Source organism: Streptomyces sp. T028, from assembly GCF_048159505.1.
Taxonomy (GTDB): Bacteria; Actinomycetota; Actinomycetes; order Streptomycetales; family Streptomycetaceae; genus Streptomyces.
In genome coordinates this window covers 1-19,561 of sequence record NZ_JBLRVZ010000086.1, presented here as the reverse complement: position 1 = coordinate 19,561, position 19,561 = coordinate 1, and the positions used below count along the sequence as shown (strand labels likewise).

Annotated in this window: 26 protein-coding genes and 1 pseudogene; 17 read left to right on the top strand and 10 right to left on the bottom strand. The window is 69.0% G+C overall.

The features are described from left to right. From ACLZN2_RS49380 to ACLZN2_RS49370, 3 genes and pseudogenes are all read left to right on the top strand, one after another. Positions 1–226 (top strand): annotated as a pseudogene (locus ACLZN2_RS49380) (hypothetical protein); the annotation flags it as partial. Positions 227–252: 26 nt separating this feature from the next. Next, a complete protein-coding gene (locus ACLZN2_RS49375; RefSeq protein ID WP_416986665.1) occupies positions 253–762 on the top strand; it encodes a hypothetical protein in 510 nt (169 codons plus the stop codon). A 62-nt stretch (positions 763–824) separates the two neighbouring features. Further along, on the top strand, positions 825–1,835 hold the full coding sequence (locus ACLZN2_RS49370; protein ID WP_416986664.1) for a SpaA isopeptide-forming pilin-related protein: 1,011 nt from the start codon (positions 825–827) through the stop codon (positions 1,833–1,835). Between the two features lie 216 nt (positions 1,836–2,051). On the opposite strand, the gene ACLZN2_RS49365 is transcribed toward ACLZN2_RS49370, so the two are convergent. Both ACLZN2_RS49365 and ACLZN2_RS49360 read right to left on the bottom strand, forming a co-directional pair. Continuing rightward, complete coding sequence (locus ACLZN2_RS49365; RefSeq protein ID WP_416986662.1) at positions 2,052–2,600, bottom strand: ribonucleoside-diphosphate reductase; 549 nt, start codon at positions 2,598–2,600, stop codon at positions 2,052–2,054. 441 nt (positions 2,601–3,041) lie between these two features. Then, on the bottom strand, positions 3,042–3,482 hold the full coding sequence (locus ACLZN2_RS49360) for a GFA family protein (RefSeq protein WP_416986660.1): 441 nt from the start codon (positions 3,480–3,482) through the stop codon (positions 3,042–3,044). A 335-nt stretch (positions 3,483–3,817) separates the two neighbouring features. On the opposite strand from ACLZN2_RS49360, the gene ACLZN2_RS49355 reads away from it, so the two are divergent. Then, positions 3,818–4,207 carry a hypothetical protein gene (locus ACLZN2_RS49355; RefSeq protein WP_416986659.1) on the top strand — a complete coding sequence of 130 codons (390 nt, stop codon included), beginning with the start codon at positions 3,818–3,820 and terminating at the stop codon, positions 4,205–4,207. A 109-nt stretch (positions 4,208–4,316) separates the two neighbouring features. On the opposite strand, the gene ACLZN2_RS49350 is transcribed toward ACLZN2_RS49355, so the two are convergent. Continuing rightward, on the bottom strand, positions 4,317–4,601 hold the full coding sequence (locus ACLZN2_RS49350; RefSeq protein ID WP_416986658.1) for a hypothetical protein: 285 nt from the start codon (positions 4,599–4,601) through the stop codon (positions 4,317–4,319). 54 nt (positions 4,602–4,655) lie between these two features. On the opposite strand from ACLZN2_RS49350, the gene ACLZN2_RS49345 reads away from it, so the two are divergent. The 5 genes from ACLZN2_RS49345 (at position 4,656) to ACLZN2_RS49325 (ending at position 7,347) form a co-directional block, all read left to right on the top strand. Then, positions 4,656–4,874, top strand: coding sequence for a hypothetical protein (locus ACLZN2_RS49345; RefSeq protein WP_416986657.1), 219 nt, complete (start codon positions 4,656–4,658; stop codon positions 4,872–4,874). A gap of 142 nt (positions 4,875–5,016) precedes the next feature. Further along, complete coding sequence (locus tag ACLZN2_RS49340; RefSeq protein ID WP_416986656.1) at positions 5,017–5,664, top strand: hypothetical protein; 648 nt, start codon at positions 5,017–5,019, stop codon at positions 5,662–5,664. Between the two features lie 70 nt (positions 5,665–5,734). Beyond that, positions 5,735–6,409 (top strand): hypothetical protein, encoded by a 675-nt coding sequence (locus ACLZN2_RS49335; RefSeq protein ID WP_416986654.1) that lies wholly within the window; start codon positions 5,735–5,737, stop codon positions 6,407–6,409. Positions 6,410–6,472: 63 nt separating this feature from the next. Then, positions 6,473–6,817: a 6-pyruvoyl trahydropterin synthase family protein gene (locus ACLZN2_RS49330; protein WP_416986652.1), complete on the top strand. Its 345-nt coding sequence runs from the start codon at positions 6,473–6,475 to the stop codon at positions 6,815–6,817. Next, entirely contained in the window at positions 6,814–7,347 is a 534-nt protein-coding gene (locus ACLZN2_RS49325; RefSeq protein ID WP_416986650.1) for a hypothetical protein, read from the top strand. Before ACLZN2_RS49330 ends, ACLZN2_RS49325 begins: the two co-directional genes overlap by 4 nt. Before the next feature lie 16 nt (positions 7,348–7,363). On the opposite strand, the gene ACLZN2_RS49320 is transcribed toward ACLZN2_RS49325, so the two are convergent. After that, on the bottom strand, positions 7,364–7,927 hold the full coding sequence (locus tag ACLZN2_RS49320; protein ID WP_416986648.1) for a DUF6233 domain-containing protein: 564 nt from the start codon (positions 7,925–7,927) through the stop codon (positions 7,364–7,366). A 195-nt stretch (positions 7,928–8,122) separates the two neighbouring features. Between ACLZN2_RS49320 and ACLZN2_RS49315 the strand changes: the two genes are divergently transcribed. From ACLZN2_RS49315 to ACLZN2_RS49280, 8 genes are all read left to right on the top strand, one after another. Then, the gene (locus ACLZN2_RS49315) at positions 8,123–8,428 is read left to right on the top strand and encodes a hypothetical protein (RefSeq protein ID WP_416986647.1); all 306 of its coding nucleotides are present in this window, start codon (positions 8,123–8,125) and stop codon (positions 8,426–8,428) included. Positions 8,429–9,365: 937 nt separating this feature from the next. After that, on the top strand, positions 9,366–9,956 hold the full coding sequence (locus ACLZN2_RS49310) for a hypothetical protein (protein ID WP_416986645.1): 591 nt from the start codon (positions 9,366–9,368) through the stop codon (positions 9,954–9,956). 249 nt (positions 9,957–10,205) lie between these two features. Continuing rightward, complete coding sequence (locus ACLZN2_RS49305; RefSeq protein WP_416986643.1) at positions 10,206–11,084, top strand: GNAT family N-acetyltransferase; 879 nt, start codon at positions 10,206–10,208, stop codon at positions 11,082–11,084. Between the two features lie 72 nt (positions 11,085–11,156). Then, positions 11,157–12,338, top strand: a complete 1,182-nt coding sequence (locus tag ACLZN2_RS49300; protein ID WP_416986642.1) for a hypothetical protein — start codon at positions 11,157–11,159, stop codon at positions 12,336–12,338. Between the two features lie 163 nt (positions 12,339–12,501). After that, positions 12,502–12,855 (top strand): DUF317 domain-containing protein, encoded by a 354-nt coding sequence (locus tag ACLZN2_RS49295; protein WP_416986640.1) that lies wholly within the window; start codon positions 12,502–12,504, stop codon positions 12,853–12,855. A gap of 102 nt (positions 12,856–12,957) precedes the next feature. Then, positions 12,958–13,263 carry a hypothetical protein gene (locus ACLZN2_RS49290; RefSeq protein ID WP_416986639.1) on the top strand — a complete coding sequence of 102 codons (306 nt, stop codon included), beginning with the start codon at positions 12,958–12,960 and terminating at the stop codon, positions 13,261–13,263. 78 nt (positions 13,264–13,341) lie between these two features. After that, complete coding sequence (locus tag ACLZN2_RS49285; RefSeq protein ID WP_416986637.1) at positions 13,342–14,028, top strand: DUF317 domain-containing protein; 687 nt, start codon at positions 13,342–13,344, stop codon at positions 14,026–14,028. 156 nt (positions 14,029–14,184) lie between these two features. Further along, positions 14,185–14,352: a hypothetical protein gene (locus ACLZN2_RS49280; RefSeq protein WP_416986636.1), complete on the top strand. Its 168-nt coding sequence runs from the start codon at positions 14,185–14,187 to the stop codon at positions 14,350–14,352. Between the two features lie 56 nt (positions 14,353–14,408). On the opposite strand, the gene ACLZN2_RS49275 is transcribed toward ACLZN2_RS49280, so the two are convergent. From ACLZN2_RS49275 to ACLZN2_RS49250, 6 genes are all read right to left on the bottom strand, one after another. After that, positions 14,409–15,005, bottom strand: a complete 597-nt coding sequence (locus tag ACLZN2_RS49275; protein WP_416986635.1) for a histidine phosphatase family protein — start codon at positions 15,003–15,005, stop codon at positions 14,409–14,411. Positions 15,006–15,254: 249 nt separating this feature from the next. Continuing rightward, positions 15,255–15,716, bottom strand: coding sequence for an NUDIX domain-containing protein (locus ACLZN2_RS49270; protein ID WP_416986633.1), 462 nt, complete (start codon positions 15,714–15,716; stop codon positions 15,255–15,257). Positions 15,717–15,887: 171 nt separating this feature from the next. Beyond that, positions 15,888–16,577, bottom strand: coding sequence for a hypothetical protein (locus ACLZN2_RS49265; protein ID WP_416986631.1), 690 nt, complete (start codon positions 16,575–16,577; stop codon positions 15,888–15,890). 93 nt (positions 16,578–16,670) lie between these two features. After that, positions 16,671–17,117: a hypothetical protein gene (locus ACLZN2_RS49260; RefSeq protein ID WP_416986629.1), complete on the bottom strand. Its 447-nt coding sequence runs from the start codon at positions 17,115–17,117 to the stop codon at positions 16,671–16,673. A gap of 83 nt (positions 17,118–17,200) precedes the next feature. Further along, a complete protein-coding gene (locus tag ACLZN2_RS49255) occupies positions 17,201–18,931 on the bottom strand; it encodes a relaxase/mobilization nuclease domain-containing protein (protein ID WP_416986628.1) in 1,731 nt (576 codons plus the stop codon). After that, the gene (locus ACLZN2_RS49250; RefSeq protein ID WP_416986626.1) at positions 18,928–19,458 is read right to left on the bottom strand and encodes a plasmid mobilization protein; all 531 of its coding nucleotides are present in this window, start codon (positions 19,456–19,458) and stop codon (positions 18,928–18,930) included. The genes ACLZN2_RS49255 and ACLZN2_RS49250 overlap by 4 nt, the downstream gene beginning before the upstream one ends. Positions 19,459–19,561 lie beyond the last annotated feature (103 nt).

Genomic DNA, 19,561 nt, shown 5'->3' with positions numbered 1-19,561 from the left:
ACCCGGCTACAGCGGCTACGCCCGCATCCTCGACCTGCGCCACCACAACCGCCAGCCGCCGTGGAGCGGCGCGGACGTCGGCGGACTGCGGGCCGCGATCGAGCAGTACACGCAGGTCTGGTTCCCCGGATCCTGGAAGACCACCGCGCGATCCCGGCCGACAGCCCGTACGGCGCGCAACATCCCCACACCCCAGGCCAGCCCCACAGCAACCCGAACACGCTGACCCGCTCCCCGAACACGGAACAACCTATGCCCCCGCCCCGCTGGCTTGCCTTCCGGCGCCGACCGCAAGCCGAGGCCGCTCCCACCGCCGAACCCGACTCCCGCACGCCGCCGGGACCTCAGGGCCCCTGGCTCGCGGACCCGGAATTTTCCGCCCGGCTGCATTCGGCCACGCTGACCCTGCTCGACCTGGTCGAGGACGTCATGAACGACGACTTCACCCTGACCGAGGCCATCGACGGCTTCCGCTACCACGCCGCCGACCTGCTCAACATCCCCGACCAGTACGGCATCCTCGTCGAAGCCGAGGCAGCCGCCCAGATCCTCCAAGCTGCCGACATGCCTGTCGGCCCGTTCTTCGGCCCCTCCATCGCCCTGAGCCTGGCCCGCATCGAGACATGGCCCATCGAGCACCAGCAGCATCTCGTACGAGCAGCGGCCCGCCGCTACGCGGCCACAGTGCTCTCACATCGCCCGTCACGCACACGTCATGTACCGGCTGCCCCGCCGGTCCAGCCACCGCGCCGTACCCGCTGACCGGCTTCACCCTTCAATCGACGGGCAGTCCCGCCCGCGTCCCACTCAGGAGACCCCCCTTCTTGCACACCCGCTCTGCCCGCCGCCTGCCCGCCACAGCCGTCACCATCGCCGCCGTGGCCAGCACCGTGTCTCTGGCCCCGGCCGCCGTAGCACAGACCTCCGAGCCGACCCCCTCCACCTCCGCTGTCCCGCTGAGCGCGGCTGACACCGGCGGGGTCACCATCCAGAAGAAGGATCCCGGAGGAGACGTCCTCGCCGGCGCTTCGTTCACCCTGCTCGACTCCCAAGGCCAGCAGGCCGCCAGCGGCGAGACAAACGCCGACGGCCAACTGGCCTTCGAGAACCTCCCGCCGGGGGTCTACCGGCTCAAGGAGATCTCCAGCGGTAGCCCACTGCATGACGTCGTCGACGACCAGGACGTCATCGTCACCCCCGGCGCCAACACTCCGCTGACGATCATCGACCCCTTCAAGCCCGCCACGGTCACCCTGAAGGCCAGGGACAGCAAGAGCGGCAAGCTACTGCCCGGATCCACCGTCAACATCGGCACCGGCGACACCACCCTTCTCACTCTCACCACCGGCGCAGACGGCACCGCCTCCGCGAAGCTGCCCGTCAACAGCGGTACCGGCACGACCTTCTGGGCCAAGCAGACCAAGGCACCCGCCGGATACGACCTCTACAAGCCCTCGAAGAGCTTCACCGCGAAGCCCGGCAGCCCGATCACCGTGACCGTCACCAACGCCAAGACCACCACCACGACACCGGCGCCCCGCCCCTCCGAGAAGCCGTCCGACAGGCCAACCACCGACGAGTCCACATCGGACAAGCCGACCCCGGACCAGGGCGACAGCACGTCCACGACGCCTTCCAACACCGCGGCAGTCGCCAAGACCGTCCCGAGCACCGCGGCCCCCGCCCCCAAGGGCACCCTCGCCCACACCGGTGCTGACGCCACCCCATGGCTCCTCGGCGGCGCCGGCGTCCTCCTCGCCGTCGGCGGAGGCGCCGTCTTCGCGGCACGCCGCCGCCGAGCCGATGACGACAGCGACGGCCCTTCCCAGGGCTGAGGCGCAAGCCAGCAACCGCGCAACCCCCGAAGTCCTTGCGATTCCGGGGGTCTTTGCGTGGGGCACCGACGAAAGAGCTCAACCAGCGATGTTCTGGTCGACGGCGCCTTCGATTCCCGAGTTCAGACTGATCGTTTCCCGTCGCCGACCACGGTCCAGGGGGTGGCCTGACACCCACCGTGGCCGAGTGATGGGTGTCATTGCCATGGCCGAAGCTCAGCTGCGGCGCGGTCGCGCCACCACGGGTGCGGACATGGACAAGCCCACGAGATCGGTCCATACGGCGTCGCCGACTCCGTCGATGGTTGCCTTCGCGGCACGCTCTTCGGCGGTAAGGACACCGAGGCCGCCTCGGACGTCGTAGGGCAGGTGGTCGAGGGCCAGTCGGCGGCCGACGTAGTCCATGACGGAGCTGGCCTGCTTGATCTCCGGGTCGTTGGTGAGGCCGGACGGTTCGAAGCGGGTCCCGACGTAGTCGGCGACGAGGACTTCGAGCGGGACCCCGTGCTGGAGGCCGCGGGTGACGGTTGAGGAGAAGGCGTCCATCATGCCCGCGAGTGTGGAGCCCTGTTTGGCCATGCGGACCATCACTTCGGCTACCTTTCCTTCGGGGGTGCCGGCGACGGTGAGGTAACCCTTGCCCTCGCCGACGGTGAACGACCGAGTTGTCGACTTCATGCGCCTCGGAGGACGCGGCAGGGCAGCCCGGGCGGCGTGCTCCGTGCCGGTTGCTCGGGTCGCGCTGTCCTCGATCCACTCGGTCATGACCGTCCTCGTCCGTCGTCGCGAAATCGGGCAGAGTTCACCCATGCGCACAATCTGTGGACATCAAATCTCTGATGACCACAATATGTTGTGGTCCAACATAGAGATGAGGGGCCACCTGGACCAATCACGGCACGCCGAAATGGGCACTGCCGCAGGATGGCTTGGGCTGGCGTTCGAATGATGGCGAAGGCGTGAGCGGACGACGCGATGCAGACCATCATGGGGGCTCGGTACGGCTCTGGCGGTGAGGTGAATCACACGATGAAATTGATGACCCTGTGTAGGTTCTCGTGGTCGCGCACGTTCCCGATGCAGAGCGGCTCCCTTGACCGCGGCGGGCCCCGGTCCGGGAGTTCGCGCTCTGCTCGCGGGCGAGAACGGGATGTCGGCCGGGACCACCGAGGGACCAGGTGACGTTGCCGACCAGTGGTCGGGCGATCAACCGGCCGTGCTGTGCTCGGTCTCCGGCACCGACGGCAGCCAAGGCACGGCGTTGTGGCGGAAGGACGCGTGGATCGGCACAAGGTCTGGGCCGCTAGTGTCGTCGAGGGCGGTGACGTTAATGCCAGTCTCTGAGATGTCGCTGTCGATCGCCGCGAGGCGGCTGCCGCAGGTCGGGCAGAAGCCGCGTTTCGCCTCGCCTTCGAAGGTCTCGTACCAGGTCGGCTCGCCGCCCTCGCCGGTCCAGGTGACGGTCTCGAATCCCACCCACCACATCACTGGTGCGCCGCCGAGCTTTTGGCAGTGGCGGCAGACACAGGTGTGGGGGAAGACGGCCGGACCCCGGGTGGTGAAGCGGATGCGGCCGCACAGGCAGCCGCCGGTACGTACCTCGGCTTCTTCCGCTCCCCGGACGTCGGCGGCGGGGGTGGCGTTCATCAGGTGATCTCCCGGGCGCGATGGGCAAGTTGGGCCCATCAGTGTGCCATCGCTTCCATGATCGCCAGGGTGCTGTTGGCGACTCTGGAGTGGCCCGGCCGCGTGCGCCGATTGCGGAGGCGCCGCGGGCCGGGCGATCGGCATCGCTCAGGCGGGGCGTAATGCCGACCGGCGGGCGCCACGGCGCCAGGTCGGGATGCTCATTCAGCATGTCGTCGGTCGTCGCATAGTGTGCTGTCGCGAGGGTGTCCACGTCGTTCGTCACAAAACGATCTTGGGCACCCTCGTTCTCGTCTCCGCAGGCACCCTTTGGACCACACCGCCAGGAGGAACCAGTGTCATACCCGCAACTGCTCACCCCCGAGGAGAAGCTCGCCGACGCGAAGAAACTGTTGAGCCTCCCGCGTATCGTCGTGATCTGCGGCTCCACCCGCTTCATGACCGAGATGAACGAGGCCGATCTGCGGGAGACCAAAGCCGGAAAGATTGTCGTCAAACCGGGCTGTGACATGAAGTCGCCGTACGAACTTTGGTCCGATCCTGTCGAGGCCGAGGCGCTGAAGGCTCGACTCGACGATCTGCACCGGGCAAAGATCCGGCTCGCTGATGAGGTGCTCGTAGTCGGCGACTACATCGGAGACAGCACCCGAGCCGAAATCGCCTACGCCCGGTCGCTGGGCAAGCCCGTGCGGTTCACGCACCCCGAAGTCGACCCTGACGCCTGACCGCCCGCCGCCACCTCGACAACCAGGGCCGGCAGTCCGCCGCCTGACCGTCTCGCAGTGGCTTCGGCCGCCGCCCACCCCACCCTCCGCAGGCATCCTTTGGAATCGATCATCTAGGGCGGCCTCGGGCGCGGACGATCCATCCGGCATCGTGCCAGGTGTCCGTGTTCAGGGTGCCGCGTTCGTCGATGACGCGCGGGGTGTTGGCGCGAGCGGCGAGGAGGTGCGGGTCGATGTGAAAGAACTGCGGCCACTCGGTGAAGTGCAGCAGCAGGTCGGCGTCCTGGACGGCGGTGATGGGGTCGTCGACGACCTTCGCCCACCGGCGTACTACCAGCGAGCAGATGCAGGACATCCGCTGGGGTGAGGCGCGGGCCGCGGCGGCTTTCGCCACACCGCTCGTTGGAGGAAAGGGGCAGCGTGTTGCCGCCTGGGTTCGAGCAATTCGGTGATCACCGATACCCGACTGCACTCAACCGGCGGCCCCGACCAGGCCGACCGCCGGATGATGAAGGCGTGGCTCTCCGACCACCCCGGCGGTGCCGTCGTGCTGCGGGCCACCCACCTGTCGCTGGTCGCCCACCGCCACGACCGCCGGCACATCGCCTGTGGGCCGATCGCCGTCGTCCCCGTAGCTCAGGCCGACACTGTGAAGGCGGCGGCCTGAGCCAGAGGACACGCCCGGCTGCGTGATCGCGGGCCAGGCGAGGGTCCAGCGCCGCCGAACACCCTGCCCGCTCACCGGGGTTGGTGAGAAACTCCAGCGAGGAACCCACGACCATGGCCGTTGAAGCAGGGGGCGTGACGTAGTGAGCAGCAGCAGGATGAACATGAGGGTGTCCGCCCATGCCGAGCGGTATGTCGACCGGACCGGCCGCCATCCCTACACCGACTGCTGGCCGTGGGCCGAAGCCGCCCTGGCCTGGTCCCGGGCGAACGAGCAGCGCCTCGGGTGGAGCCTGCGCAACGCCTGCCTGAAGGACGGCGACATCGAGCACGTTCCGGCCGCCATCTCCGAGACCCTGCGCCTGAGCATGGTCCGCCACAACCGGCTGCCTGCAGACCTGGCCCTGGAGACCGCCCGCAGTGAGCTGGGCTACTGGGCGGAGCCCTGGGCGACGAACGCGAGTTGTCCTGAGCCGGGAACGCCCGGATGGCCCGAGCCCACCGGGCCGTACGCCGACCAGTGGCGGGCGGCGTTCCTGTCCGGCGATCCCGGGCGTGCCCGTCGGCTGGCCTCGGGGGCGGGCCATGTGCTGCTCGGGCTGCTGTTCCACACGTCGAAGGCCATGGACCGGGGCGCCGCTCTCAGGTACCGCCAGAACACCTACGACTCCAGTTACATGGCACTCGCCGATACCGCGCCCATTATCGGCATCACGATGCCGGTCGCGGTCAGCGATCCGCTCGCCTACCAGGGCATCGACGGCCTGACGGCCGTACCCGAGGCGGCCTGACCCGGGCGGGAACACATCTGCGGTAGCGGTTTCCCGGATGACGCTGCCGGTGGTGGGGCAGACTGCGGCCATGGCCTTTGACCCTGATGCCGTCCTGCCCGACTTCGCCGACGCGTACCGGGCCGCCCACGACGGCAGCGACCCCTATACCGACGCGTGGCCGTGGGCGGAAGCCGTCGTTCGCTGGCACCAGGACCAGGATCCTGCGGTGCAGCCTCGCTGGGGCTATCTGCTCAGGGACGATCAGGAGGCCCGCGGCCATCTGGTGGCCGCGGTGGCGGAGTCCCTGCGGATCGCGATGGGATGGACCGGTGCCGCGATCGGTGACCTGGACCTGGACCGGCTCGCTTGCGAGCTGCGCAACTGGAGCGAGGACGAAGACGAGGCCGGGGCCAGGCTCATGCCCGGCGGCGCCGGGTGGCCGGCACCCTCCGGTCCGTACGCCGACCGCTGGCACGCCCTGATGCGCGTGATCGGCAGCGACCCGGAGCAGTGGGCCCGGGTGCGCCGCTCGGTGTACCGCGCGTTCACCAGCCTGCTGTGGCACGCAGGGCATGCCCCGCACCTCGCCGACGGCGCCTACAGCGCGCTGCAGGACTACCGGCTGCGGCAGGCCCCGGGCCGCAGGGGCGACTACCGCTCCCTGGCGGAGGTCGCGCCCTCGCTGGGGATGTCGCCCGTGCCCGTCCGCGATCGCCGCTGGTATCAGGGATACGGACTCGTCACGGTCGCCGAAGCCAGCTGAGCCCACAAGCCCGGCCACGGCGATACGCTGCTGGGACGTCATGAGCCGGAGGGGGCGACCGAGTTGGCCGTAACGCAAGAGATCACCCTGTACTTCGAGGCGACCCACGCCCTGCCGATGCTGCCCCGGTGGCATCACGAGCACAGTGTCCACGGGCACCAGTACGAGCTCGGCTTCGTGTTCGCCGGCCAGGACGCGGCCGTCGTCGGCAGGAACGAGCAGACGCTCAAGCGGTGGGCTGACGAGCAGCTGCGCGGACAGCACCTGAACGGGATCGTCGGACAGCGCCCGAGTGACGAACTGTTCGCCGTGTGGGCGTACGAGCAGTGGGCCGACCGGATGCCGGGCCTGACCGAGGTGCGCGTGTCCCAGACGCGCGACACAGCGGCGACGTACCGCGCGGCGTGACGCCGACCGGCGACGGGTGGAGCCCGGCCCTGGCCCGGGCCGGCCGGATCACGGCGTGCTTCCAGCCTCCCGCGCTGTGCACGGAGCAGAACTGGGACTACATCGGAATCCGCGGTCTCCTTGCCGTCGTCCTGGCGGCGCTCGCCAGCCAGAGCCGCCGCAGCCCCGACGACGTGCCGCTGACGGAGCTGCGGCAGCACTGCGAGCAGGGGGCCCGGCACGTGCGGGACCTGGCCGCGGCCGTGGTCGGCGAGGACCTGGCCCACAGTCTAGACACCGCCCCGGACGCGCCCGTGCCCACCGCAGGGCAGCCCCCGCTCGCGACGTGGCTGTGGCTGACCCGCCTGTGGCCGCCGCAGCCGCCCGACGACATCAGCGGCCTCCCGCCGGTCAGGCCCCGCCCGCAATGGGACGGCCTGACCCGGGGCATCGCGCGAGGCCACGCCGGCGCCGCCGTCGATCTGCTGCCCACCTGGGCGGCCGACGCGACCGAAGCCGCCATGAACACCCGGCAGCCGCCGGGCCGTTGAGCGGCCAGGAGCGCCTCTAGGAACCGTCGATGTGGTCGAAGCCGCGCAGCAGGGGGGAGAGCTCCTGGGCGCAACCACACAGCACACACAGCCGGGTGGCCCGGTTCTCCGCGACGTCCAGGGCGCGCTTCCAATCGAGCGGCGGCGCGTCAGCCAGCGCCTCCGTGCAGTCCCGGGCGTGCAGGACCGCCTGTGCAGGACCACGCCCGCCGCTCACCTTCTGCAGCACCCATCCCGACGGCCGACGCTCCCCTAGGACCTCCCGGACCACCGACTGCGGCGACCGCTCCAACCGCTCGGTGGCGACCTGGTCGTAGTCGACGCCGTCGACCGGCCGCACATGATCGGGCGCGCGCACCCACACCCGGTACTCCGCCGCCTCCACACCCCCGTCCTCGAGATCTCTGTACGACGGCAGCCCCACGAGGAAGACCCAGCCCGTCTCCGTCTGCCGCTGCTTCCACAGTCGCGCGACGATCTCCTGCTGCTCGGTTCCGAGCAGCGGATCGGCGGGCAGCACGACCCGCACGGGCACAGGAACCCGCTCGGGCCCGGCAGCGTCATCGGAAGGCGTCTTCACCGCCCCACAGTAGGCAGGCCGCTCCGGCCGTCACCTTCGGCCGGCCGCCGCACCCGGCAGGGGGGGGTGGCGCAGACGGGCGCGGCACCGCAAGGATGGGCAGGACCACCAGCCCCGAGAACGAGGACAGCGCCGGACCGTGGACAGCTTCTTCGCAGCCCTGATCACCGAAACGCCCCTCGCGGGGGTGACGGCGTGACCGACTTCCCCGGCCCAATCCCGATGCACGGTGACAGGGTCGAGATCCTGGCCGACACCTTCGTGGCGACCGTCACCGGGAAGATCACATCGCGGGGCGTCCTGGTCGACGGCAACGGGTTCGTTGAACTCGTGCTGCCCGACGGCGACCCGCAGCAGCGCCGTGACCTGGAGCGGTCCACGCGGTACCAGTACCGCCTCTACGACGGCCGTGTGCTGCTCTACTCGTCTCCGGACCTCAAGCTCCGCGACACCCGGCGGGAAGACGACGGTGCGCTGGTGGTGGCCGGGTCCCCAGCCTGATCCCGGTGCCGCTGTCCGGCGGAGCCTTTTCGATGGTGCCCTCGAGGAAGTCCGGGACCAGGGGAACCTGGCGGTGGGCGCGGAGTTTGCCGCGCAGATCGGTGAGGATGCCGGTGCTGCGTGAGGACGTGACGCCGCCCAGAGTGTGCACGGCCTGGTCGGCGGCGTCGACGTCGCGGAACGCCGAGATGAGCGTCGGCCCGGCGGGTCAGGCGCAGGGCGCGAGAGCGGGGGTAAACGGCGCTGTCGTAGGCCGTCTCCTGCTGGACGTCGGGGATGGCTGCGTAGTGGGTCAGCGCCCGGCGCGGGCTGTCCAGATCGGAGGCGTTGCTCGCCGCCCAGTTGTGCAGCTCGGCCCTGCTCACCGAGTACACGCACGCGGGTTCCTCCGCCCGGTCTCCGGCGCGGTCGTAGACGTCGAAGGCCCGGTCTTCGGGGCGCCAGCTGGCATTGTGGTCACCGGTCTTGGCGTGGGCACCAGAGGCGCGGGCGTGGACCAACGCGATCATCCGGGGGGAGCCGGTCCGGGTGGCACTGCTGAGGGCTTCCTCGACATAGTCCAGCGCACAGGAGGCGTCGCCGCCGCTGTAGCGGGCCATCGCCTAGAAGCTGAGGATGTTGGCCTGGACGACCGGGGCGTCGGCGCTTGCGGTGGCTTCGCTGTAGGAGTGGGTGCGCAGGACTTCGGTGACCATGTCGCGTTCGGCGCGGGCAAGGCCATAGGTGCGGCCCGAGCCGATCTCGTCATCGAGCAGCCGCAGGGCGGCGAGCCGGAGACGAGAAGGTCGGCGATGCCGGCTGCGGCTGGCCCGAGGTAACGACGGCCCTGGCGGGGGAAGTCGTAGCCCAGCTGGGCTGGGTGGCGGCCAGGACGCCGCGACTTCCAGGTGAGGCCGGTCCTCACTCCTGAAGCCCTTTTCAGGGAAGACACGTCAGTATGACCGCCATCTTCGTATCAGTCGTGGGCGTAATGGGCACCGTCATGGGGGCCGCCCTCACTGCCTTCGTTGCAGCCCGTACGGAACAGCGCAGAGAAAGATCACAAAACCGGGTGCAGCTGAATGAACTGCGGGTCGAGCATCAGCGATGGCGCCGTGAACGCCGACAAGCTGCATACCTCTCCTTTCTCCAAGCGCTAGGGACCGCTGACCGAGAGAACCAAGCCTTCTTCCGCGAGCTGCGGGTCAGGCGCTCTCCGGTTCCGCTCGACGAGACGCGGATCGCCGCGATCAGGCTGAAGTTCAAGGACGCCGAGAGCGCTGGACTCGTGGTGATCCTGGAAGGTCCCGAGGTCGTCGCGGAAGCAGCCCAGAACCTCGTCGATCAGTTGTCTTCTCTGGTCCAAGACGTTCGGGAGTACGCGGAAGCAGTCGCGGCAGACAGCCTTGGCAACGGGGGCGACACCGTGCACGAGGCCGGCATGGGATTCATAGCGGAGCGAAAGGCGTTTCTCGGCTTGGCCAGGGACGTGCTTGACGAGGTAACTAAGCACGTCCAGATCCTCCCCGAAAACCAGCTTCGCGACTAAGTTCGCTGGCACAGAAGCACAGACGACTCGGTTAGTTGAGAAGACGGCGAGACAGGACAGTTGTCCTTTGTGTCGGCTAGCTTCCCTGTCAAAGGACACCCTCGACTGGGCCACTCACGATTCCACCTCCGGGACGGCGGACAGCTCCCGACCTCCCCGTGCTCCGGGCGGTGTCTGATCTACCAGCCCTGCCGCCCGCCCCAGCGGAAAAATGCGCGCCCACGCCCACAGCACGAGGGATCATGAGGCATGCGTTCGGATAGCTGGCACCTCACCGAAGACCTCGACAGCTTTCTCTCCCGAGCCGGAGACTTCCTGCGCTCGCGCCCCGCCCTGCACACCGTCCCGCTGACGGTGACGGAGACACTGCGTACGCGCGGGGCGGACGAGTACGGCGCCGAAGCCCCCATCTTCGGCAGCCTTGAGCGAGCGGGCGAGATCCACGCGGCCTTCTTCCGCACCCCGCCCCGCCGCCCGTACCTCACCCCACTCACACCCGAGGCGGCCGACACCCTCGCCGCCCACCTGGCCCGCCTTGGCCACCGCCTCCCCGGCGTCAACGCGGACCACGACACCGCCACCGCCTTCGCCGAGTCCTGGGCGCGGCACACGGGCGCGACACCGTCGCTGTACGAGCGGGAGCGCCTGTACCGCCTCGGCACGCTCACACCACCGGAGCCACTCCCGGAGGGCCGAAGCCGAGTCGCGGGCGAGCAGGACCGTGAGCAACTCATGCACTGGCACCGCGAGTTCATCACCGCCATCGGAGGAACCCCCGCTGCGGACAACAGCTCATGGGCGGATACACGCATCGCCCAAGGACGCGTCACGCTCTGGGAAACCCCGGACGGCACCCCCGCCTCCATGGCGGGCGTGACCCCGATGGTCGCCGGCCAGGTCCGGGTGGCCCCCGTCTACACCCCGGCCCACCTACGCGGCCACGGTTACGCGGGCGCCGCGACGGTCGAGGTAAGCAGGGCCGCGCTGGCCGCAGGCGCGACGGAGGTCCTACTGTTCGCGGACCTGGCCAACCCCACCAGCAACGGCCTCTACCAGCGGATCGGGTACCGCCCGGTTACCGACTTCGCGGTGTACGACTTCTCGTGTGCCGTGCCGGGAGTTCGTTGAAGAACTCATGTCGAAGGGGCTCCGCAGAGGCGGATCGATCCGTGCTGTCGGCGAGCGGCCTAGGCTTCCCGCATGAGTTCGGTTCGCGCCCGGGTGTGGCGCTTCACGGTCGAGAAGGGAAAGTCTGGCGCTGAGGCCGTCCAGGCTGTCGAGATCGGGCAAGGCCCTCTGCCGGTCTCCTTGGCCGCAGTGGTCAACATCAACGCCCTTGCCTGCGACTTGCGCAAGACGGTCGACCAGCGTGTGCGCGACCACGAAATCAGCCTCCTCCTCAGCTACATCGCCGGCAGCCCGGGCGCTGGTTCACTCGGGGTCGACTGCCTCGCCCTCGACTCCAGCTCCGGCCACATCCGACGCTTCGTCAGCGAGTGCACCGGGCTCGGGGTGATGACCGCCGCCAGCGAGGCCCTCTTCGACTGGAAGCCCGGGACTATCGGCCTCAGCAGCTTCGACGTCCTGCCCGGGAAACTTGTCGGGACCTACGCGAAGAAGGGGGTGCGGCCCGACCTGCTGTATGACCTGGCCGCCGGTCCGCTCGCTGGGGAGGCGCGGGGCCGCCGGCGCGACCACAAGCAAATGTTCCCGGCTGGCAAAGGCACCCAGGCGCAGAAGGCACGCTTGGAGAAGCTCGCGCAGTGGTCCGTCGACCACGATGATCACGCCTACTTCATGAGCTGGGTCTGGCTCGGCACGGGCGGCATCTACGTCGACATCTTCCTGCCCGACGACGCCCCAGCCACGGCCGGGCTCAGGACCGGGTGGATCGACATGCCGGGCACCGCACCGCCCTGGCGATTCCGCGTTCCGCGGCCTGATCCTCGTCGGCGCGCGGACCTGGAGCCGGAGGGACCCCTCAGGGTTCGAGCTGATTCCGCGCCAGAGTCCGACGCGGAGGGCTCGGCGGACGCAGCCGGGGCTCACGTCAGGACGGCGATCAGCCTGGCCGAGCCGGTGGTCGAGGCGGCGATGAACCGGTCCTTCAGCCGCGAGGACACTCTCGGCACGTTCTCTGGCGTGGAGGTCCGCGGCCGGTGGATCCTCGGCGATGCTGTCGGCCAAGCACGCCATGAGGTGCTGCTTGGTGTCCTGGGAGAGCGCGTGCCGGTGGACCACCGGGCTCAGCGCCGCCGACTAGCCTCTCTGACGGACGACCGGCTCGATGTGTTCCTCGAAGGCCGCCTGCTCACCATCGTGCACCCGGTCGACAGTCCGCGACCGAGCTGGGACCGGGTCCAGTCAGAGCTGTTGGGGTAGGCAGGCGCCGGTCAGCTGCTGACACAGCAACTGACTTCACCGACAACGGACAACAGTTCGCCTGCGGCAGACAGGAAAGATCGCGGAATGACTGGCCAACGCTCCGGGGGCATGTCAACGTAGACGCCTTCCCGGAAAATACCAGGTCAGAGAGGTGATGCCGGTGACCGTGCAGGTTGCCCAGCCCGGATTCGCCACGACCGTCGAGGCCCTGCAGCTGCACTCCTGGAAACTCGGTCCCGGCCAGCCGACGCTGGTAACCGATCAGTTCACCGACGCCGACTTCAAGCTGGTCGTGGACGACCGCGCCGATGTCCATGTGAACAGCAAGGACGGCAGGTTCTACCTCGGCTGGTTCCCGACGGGGCGTCCCGGCGCTGACGGTGAGGGGTGGGTGATTGCAGTCACCGGCACTGCGAAGACCCGCGGGTATCGGATGTCGTTCGACACCGAGACGCCGGCGGACATCGTTGCCGCTGCGGTGGCCCAGGTCTTGGCCACCGCCCAGCGGCTGTGAATGGCCTGGCGGCCCGCAGTTGCAACACCGGGTCGTACAACACCGCATGTCCTGCTGAGCCTGATTCCGGGACGCCCTGTCCGCTACCGCGAGGAGAACGCTGTGGATCCGCACCTGCCCGAGATGACCGTCGGCGACGTCATCGGCCTTCTGTCCGCCTGTGACCGTGACGCGCCGGCCCGGCTCGCCATCAACCCGCTCTTTCCCATGGCCCACCGTATCGGCGGGGTGATCGCTTCGCAGGACGAGAACGGCAACCCGCTGGTCTTCATTGCCGAGGCCAAGGAGGCCGAACAGATCGGTCACCTGCCGCCGAACGTTGCCGTCCAGCTCACCTGGCACGAGCCGGTCGAGGCTCCCTCACGCCGCCGGCGCACAGCGACTCCGCCGCGCGACGGCGGCAGCTGAATCACCCACGACCTTTCGGAGGCGCCCCTGCACCCGCACCACCCCCACGACCCTTCCCATCCTGACTCGCCAGACCCGGTGTACTGGGTCACGCCGCGCCATCTGGCCGGTGACGACGGCGCTCTCGCCGAGCAGATCGGCGACCTGCTGACCGGTATGGGCTGGCGCCTGTGGCCAACTGCCCGTCAGACCCTGCTGTACGTGAGCCCGGACGAGCTGCGCGGCGCCGAGTGGATCCTCGCCAGCTACCCCTTCGAGCTCGGTGGCCTACCTGTGGCCTGGCAGCTGTCCGCTCGCCCGCACTCCGCCAGTGCCCTGACCGAGTGGAACGCCTACTTCACCACCGGCGTCCCCCACGAGGCACTCGCCGACCTCCTCATTGCGCTCGACACCCGCGATGTGCCCGACATGGGTTTCGGCGAGCCGGAGGCGGTCCTGGCCGCGCTCGCCGCCCAGGGCTGGATGCGGGACGTGGATCGCCCTACGACCACTGCCACGGACCCCGGGTTCGCCTCCAGCGTGTCGCTGGAAGAACTGCCTCCGCTCATCCAGGACGCCGATCCGCGCCCCGATCTGAAGGGCTGGCAGGCGTGGGCCGAACCCGTCCTCGGCGCCCCGTACCTGTGGTGCGCCAGCTTCAGTGCCAGCGTCCCGCACGACCTGGTCGCCGTCTTCGCCGCCTCGCTCGCCTCCCCGGTCCCCGTGCCACGACGCAACCTGCCGGATGGCACAGGGGGGCGACTTACCGTCGTCCGCCGCACCTGACGACGGTAAGTCGCCCTTGGCCCCCGAACACCCGCCACGGCGTACGAGGTTTGCGTCTTCCGCGGGACCTGTGCGGAACAAGCGATTGTTCGGGCGACGCCATTGAACGTGCTGGAGTCTTCGATGATCTTGACTTGGTATCGGAAAGGGAGACCGATGAGGTACAACGATGAGCGAACCGTGACGGTATTCGTCGCCCCGGAAGACCTGTTCGAAGCAAGCGGGGAGATAAATCCCGAGTGCCCTGTCGAGTGGTTGGCCGAAGGCGGAACTAAAGTCATCCTCCGTGTCGCTATATGCGGCGAAGAACTCGATCGTGAGTGAAACGAGTGATTACGGAGTTCTCCGTGCTTGGTTGTCGGTGCCTGAGGATGCAGAGGTCAGTCGAGAGACAGTCGACGGATCTGCCTGGAGGCTTCCACGCAATACACGACGTCAGAGGGGTGGCCGAGCCGTAGCGCCGCTTCGCGGTCCAGCTGACCCAGATGCTTCAGCAGCATCCGGCCAATCATCTCGTGCGAGACCAACAGCGGCCTTCGGACTCCGGCACGGGCGATGTTGGCCAGGGCTCGGCCTGCCCGCGAATCCGCGTCGGCGTAGCTCTCCCCGCCGGGAAAGCGATAGGAATACTTGTCGCGTTTCCGAGCTGCGACCTCGCCGGGCCAGCCGGACTCGATCTCTTCGTCTGTGAGCCCGGACCACTCGCCGTGGTCAACCTCACTGAGCTCGTCGAGTAGTTGGACTGCCAGTCCCAGTGTTGTCGCGAACACCTCCGCCGACGTCCGTGCGCGCTCCAGCGGGCTCGCGAAAATCGCGTCGACCGGTTCATGGCTGGTCAGTCGCGCGTTGCGGTGCACCTGGAGGGCGCCCCGATCGGTGAGGGGTGAATCCAGCCGTCCCTGCCTCCTTCCCGCCAGGTTCCACTCTGTCTGTCCATGCCTGGCCAGATAAACGGCCTCGAATGTAAAAGCTGTCACGAGACCTTGGTCCTATCGAACCTTGGCACGTTCTGGCCACCGCATTTCCCGCCAGGGGGACGGTCATCCGCCTTTTTAGTCGGGGGCGAGCACGCGGACGACTTTGAGGCCAATCGGCACAGCCAGGTGCCCGTGCCCTGCCGACCGGCATGGGCCCCAGAACACAGGGCCCGGTTTCCTCACCTTCGCCAAGGTGAGGAAACCGGGCCCGTTTCTCGTTCTGTCAGGATGATCGTGCCTTCCCAAGGTTCACAGGGCACCAGGACGGAGCGGGGCGCGGGATGAGGCGTCCGGACTTGGTGGCGGCAGACGTCGAGCGAGCTGTTCGACGTAGTGCCGGACATGGGGCGGCATCGTGCCCGGGAGCGCGTCGAGTGGGAACAGGCGCAGGTCCTGCCCCTCGCCGAGGACTAGCTCGTTCTCGGTGCCGTCCCAGGCCGCAACGAAGATGTGAGGTGGCGTCTTGCCCCTCTCGTACGCGGTTACCGCAGCTTCCGCGATTGCGTCCGGCACGATGCCGGTCTCCTCCAGCAATTCACGCAGGATCGTCTCGAGCGGCGTCTCGCCCGCCTCCGCTCCGCCTCCGGGAAGCGACCAGTGCCCTGGCCAGGCAATATGCGCCTTGTCGTCCCGCAGCTGGAGCACGACCTCACGGCGAGGTGTGGTGACGAACGCGAAACACCCACGGGTCTTCGTCGGCCGGTCCGCCACGCTGGTGACCTCTCTTCGTACGACAGTTCCGAATGGCGCCCGGCCCGAGGCCGTGGCTGCATCGCGGTTCCCACGGTGTGCAGTTGTCCGGGGACCACGGTAGTACCGGATGAAGACTGCCCCGTCCTCCCCTGGAGCAGGGGAGGACGGGGCAGGACGGTGTGCCTCGGGTCAGTGGGCGACCGCCGTTCGTACGGCTGCGGCGATGTGGGCGTCGACCAGGGCGGGCGATCCGGAGACCACCACCAGGATCGCGCCGGTGCGGATCGCCGTCTGCTTGACGACGCTACGCTGTCCGCCGGCGCTGTAAGTGAGCAGCTGGCTCCACTGCTCGTCACCGAGCCGGGGCGCACTGGTCGTCTGGGTATGCATGTCGATGAGCGTGCTGCCCACCGACACCTGGTAGGCCGGGCACGACGTCATGGCGTTGAAGATCCGGGTCACGCCCGTGGACAGCTTTGCGGGGGTGTCGCTGTACAGCTCCTCGGACACCTCCGAGCCGCTGGAACCGGCGTAGGTGAAGGACACCTTCGCCGAGCGGGGAAATTCGAGGCTGCTGCCGACTGCTGTCTGGCCGCTGAGCTTGGCCAGTGCCGGGCAGCCGATCACGGTGACGTCGTCGTGCCGAGCCGTAGTCTCCGGCTTACGGGTGTAGCCCTCGCCCAAGTCGCTCTCGTCAAGGAGCCGGTTGGCCAGCGCAGCCGAGGATATTGGCTTGGCCGCCAGGTTGTTGTGCTCCTTTGTGCCCGTCGCTGCGGTGGAGGACGTCGGATTGGGGGAGGCGGAGGTGTTGTTGGAGCAGCCCGCCAGCGCGAGTACGGCGAGGCTGAGGCTGAGGACGGTCGTGGTGGGAAGGCGCATGCGGAAACCCCTAGGTGGCGCGGTGCGGACGGTCTGACCGGGCCGGCCCTCCAGTTGCCGGCAGATGCGAAGGGTGTAGGGGTTTCGCGAGGGTCAGTGCCCGAGGTGGCGCAGGCCGTCCTCCAGGGTGGGGTGCCAGTGGTCGACGGGACCGCAGTTGCGGTTGAACCAGGCGGCGTCCAGACGCGGTTCCATCACCTGGTGGCCGGCGGTGCAGCGCAGCCACACCGAGTCGTCGTTCATGTTGAAGACGATCCAGTCCCGGTACGTGCCGCACTGCGGGCAGGCGTGGACCTCGCCGTCGATGACGAGCGGGGGCATCCAGCGCATCATCACGCCCTCGACGTCGTGCCTCGACGGCGCCCGCAGGTCGGCCGGCGGGAAGTCCGGGACCGCTGTCTCTCCGTTGTCCGCGGCCGGAGCCTTGGTCTGGATGGTGTCGGACGGCCAGGGCTCTTGGGCGTGTATCTGCCTCAGCGCGAGCGCCTCACGCTGGGCCTGGCGGAAAGCCCTCTCGTCGCGGGCACGGCGTCGGAACATGCGGTCTCCATCCCTGTGTCGTCTGGCGGGCACATGGAGAGTGCCCTAAGCATCTGACCTGCCGCAACGTTAAGATTTCAGAATCACCTCGGCTTGCGCGGCCGGTCCGTCCGGCGAGTGGAAGCCTGCGCAGTACGCCCGCGGGGCCGGGCTGCCGCAGTGGCGCCGGGATCGGGCATTGTCGATGCGTCGGCTGGCAGATCGGCCATGCGGCGCAGCCGCCACACCAGCACGTCGCTGATCGAGCCGGCGGTGTCCAACTCCCGCCGCTCGGCGGCCTCGGCCAGCAGCGCGGCCGGGTCATGGCCAGCGCTCTCGGCGTCGGCGAGAGTGGCCGCCAGGGCGTACCAGCCGGCCTCGGCCAGGACCTGTTCGGCCAGTTCGGGCACCGCCTGGCGCAGGTAGGCGATCTGCTTGTGCCGCAGGGGCTGGGACAGTCGCCGACCCCGCTGGTAGAGCACGCCGATGGGCATGCCGGCGGCGGCCTGGTAGGCGGCACGCAGATGCTCGGCGGCCTCACGGGCGGCGGCGGCCTGCTGGGCGTGCTGCTTCTTGCCGTGCCAGTGGGCGGCGGCGGTCACCAGGAAGAACGCCATGTCGATCAGCATCGCCGTGGTCGCCCCGTCTTCCCCGCGGCCGAGCGCGGGGCCGCTGTAGACGAGGTCGCGGGCGGCCTGGCGCAGGGCACGGTCGTGCCCGCGCTCGGCCCGGATGTGAGAGCGGGTGGCCCGCTCGAACGCGAAGGCAGCCTCCCGCAGTTGAGCACGGGTGTGAGCAGCGGAGGTCTTAGCGAGCGCGTCGAGGACCTCCCCGGCGGCGGCGATCTGCGCGGCCACCACCGCGTCGTCGCCCTGGTCGATGACCAGCAGCGCCTGCCATGCCGCCGTGGCCGCACTGCGCCGCGCCGCAGCCGGACCGTTCGGGACCGCGCCGGAGTCATGGTCCGACAGCGCCTCGCCAGCCGCGCGGGAGGTGTCGTTGCCGGACCAGCGTTGGCGGATGCGGGGCAGAGACAGGTCCGGGGCGAGCGTGGAGCCCGCATAGAACACGGGCTCCTTGTATTTGTTGCGGTCATCGGGGAGGGCGACCTTGTAGCCGAGCAGGTCACCGGACGGTGCGACGCGCTTGTGGATCAGCACGCCGGCGGCGGCCAGCCGGTCGAAAAACTCGGCCTCGCTCGTGGCTCCGGCCGCTGCCTGTCGCACGGTCTCGCGCAGCTCCTCGCGGGCGGGCCGTTCGCGGCCCTCGCGTTCGGCCTTGTGGCGCTCGGCGCTGGTGGGCCGCTTGGCGGCGGTCCCGTCGCCGGCGTTGAGGCGCCGCAGCCCGTAGTCGGCCTCGATTTTGCGGGCCTCGGCCTGCGAGCGCTTGCCGTCGTAGCGCAGCCGCGCTTGGCGTCCGTCTTCGCGGACGATGGTGGCGATGATGTGGATGTGGTCGTCGGCGTGGCGTACGGCCGCCCAGCGGCAGCCCGCGCTGTCGCCGTCCGGGGCGATGCCGGTGGCCGCGACCATGCGCCGGGCGATCTCGCCCCACTGCTCGTCGCTGAGGATCGGGTCCTCCGGCGCGGCCCGCACGGACAGGTGCCACACGTGCTTGGTGGGCCGGTCCTCTTTGGCCAGCATGTCGACGGGCTGGTCGAGGAGCCGCTGCAGGTCACCGTAGGTGGCGTTGGGGTCGCGGCCGGGGTCGGGGGCGAGGTCGTCCCAGGCGGCGACGAGGTGGGGGTCGATGTGTTCCTCGTGGGTGCCCGGTCCGTACAGGTAGTAGAGCAGGCCGATGGTGCGCTTCCCGCGCGCGTGGACTCTGGGGATCATGCGGCTCGGGTCTGGTGGTCCAGCCGGTGCTGGGTGAAGGCGTCCACCCGCTTCGCGGCGCGATGCACGGCCTGGAGAACAGCTTCGGCGTGCGGTGCGTCCGCACCCGAATTCAGGGTCCTTGCCACCTGGTTGAGGTTGTTGCCGATCTGGGCGAGATGGCGGCGCAGGCTGAACAGCTCAGCGATTACTTCGCGTTCGCCGGCTACCTCGGCGGCGGTGCGGGTGAGGTCACGGGCGGCGCTGAGGGCGGCGTGGGCGAGGAAGCCGGACGGGGTCATGGCGCACGCCGCGGCGGCGTCAACGAGGGCTTGTTTCTCTTCGCTGTTGAATCGGCTGGCGATCAGGTGCGTACGGCTGCTGGCGCTGGTCTTGCGCGGGCGGTTACGCGCGGGCGGCTTGTTCGGGGTGCTGTGCGCGCAGTGGGGGTTGTGACACGGGTGGGTCGGTTCCCCCTTCGGATGCGAGCCGCCCTCGGTCGCATCCGTACGGTCCAGTGCCCCCTGGCGCTGGACCTCTCCCGCCACCCCCGGGGTGGGAGACGCGACTGTATTACTCCCGTCGGGAGTAATACAGTCGCAACAACTTGCTGTGCGACGTGAGGTCGCATTTTCCGAAGTGAGGTGGATT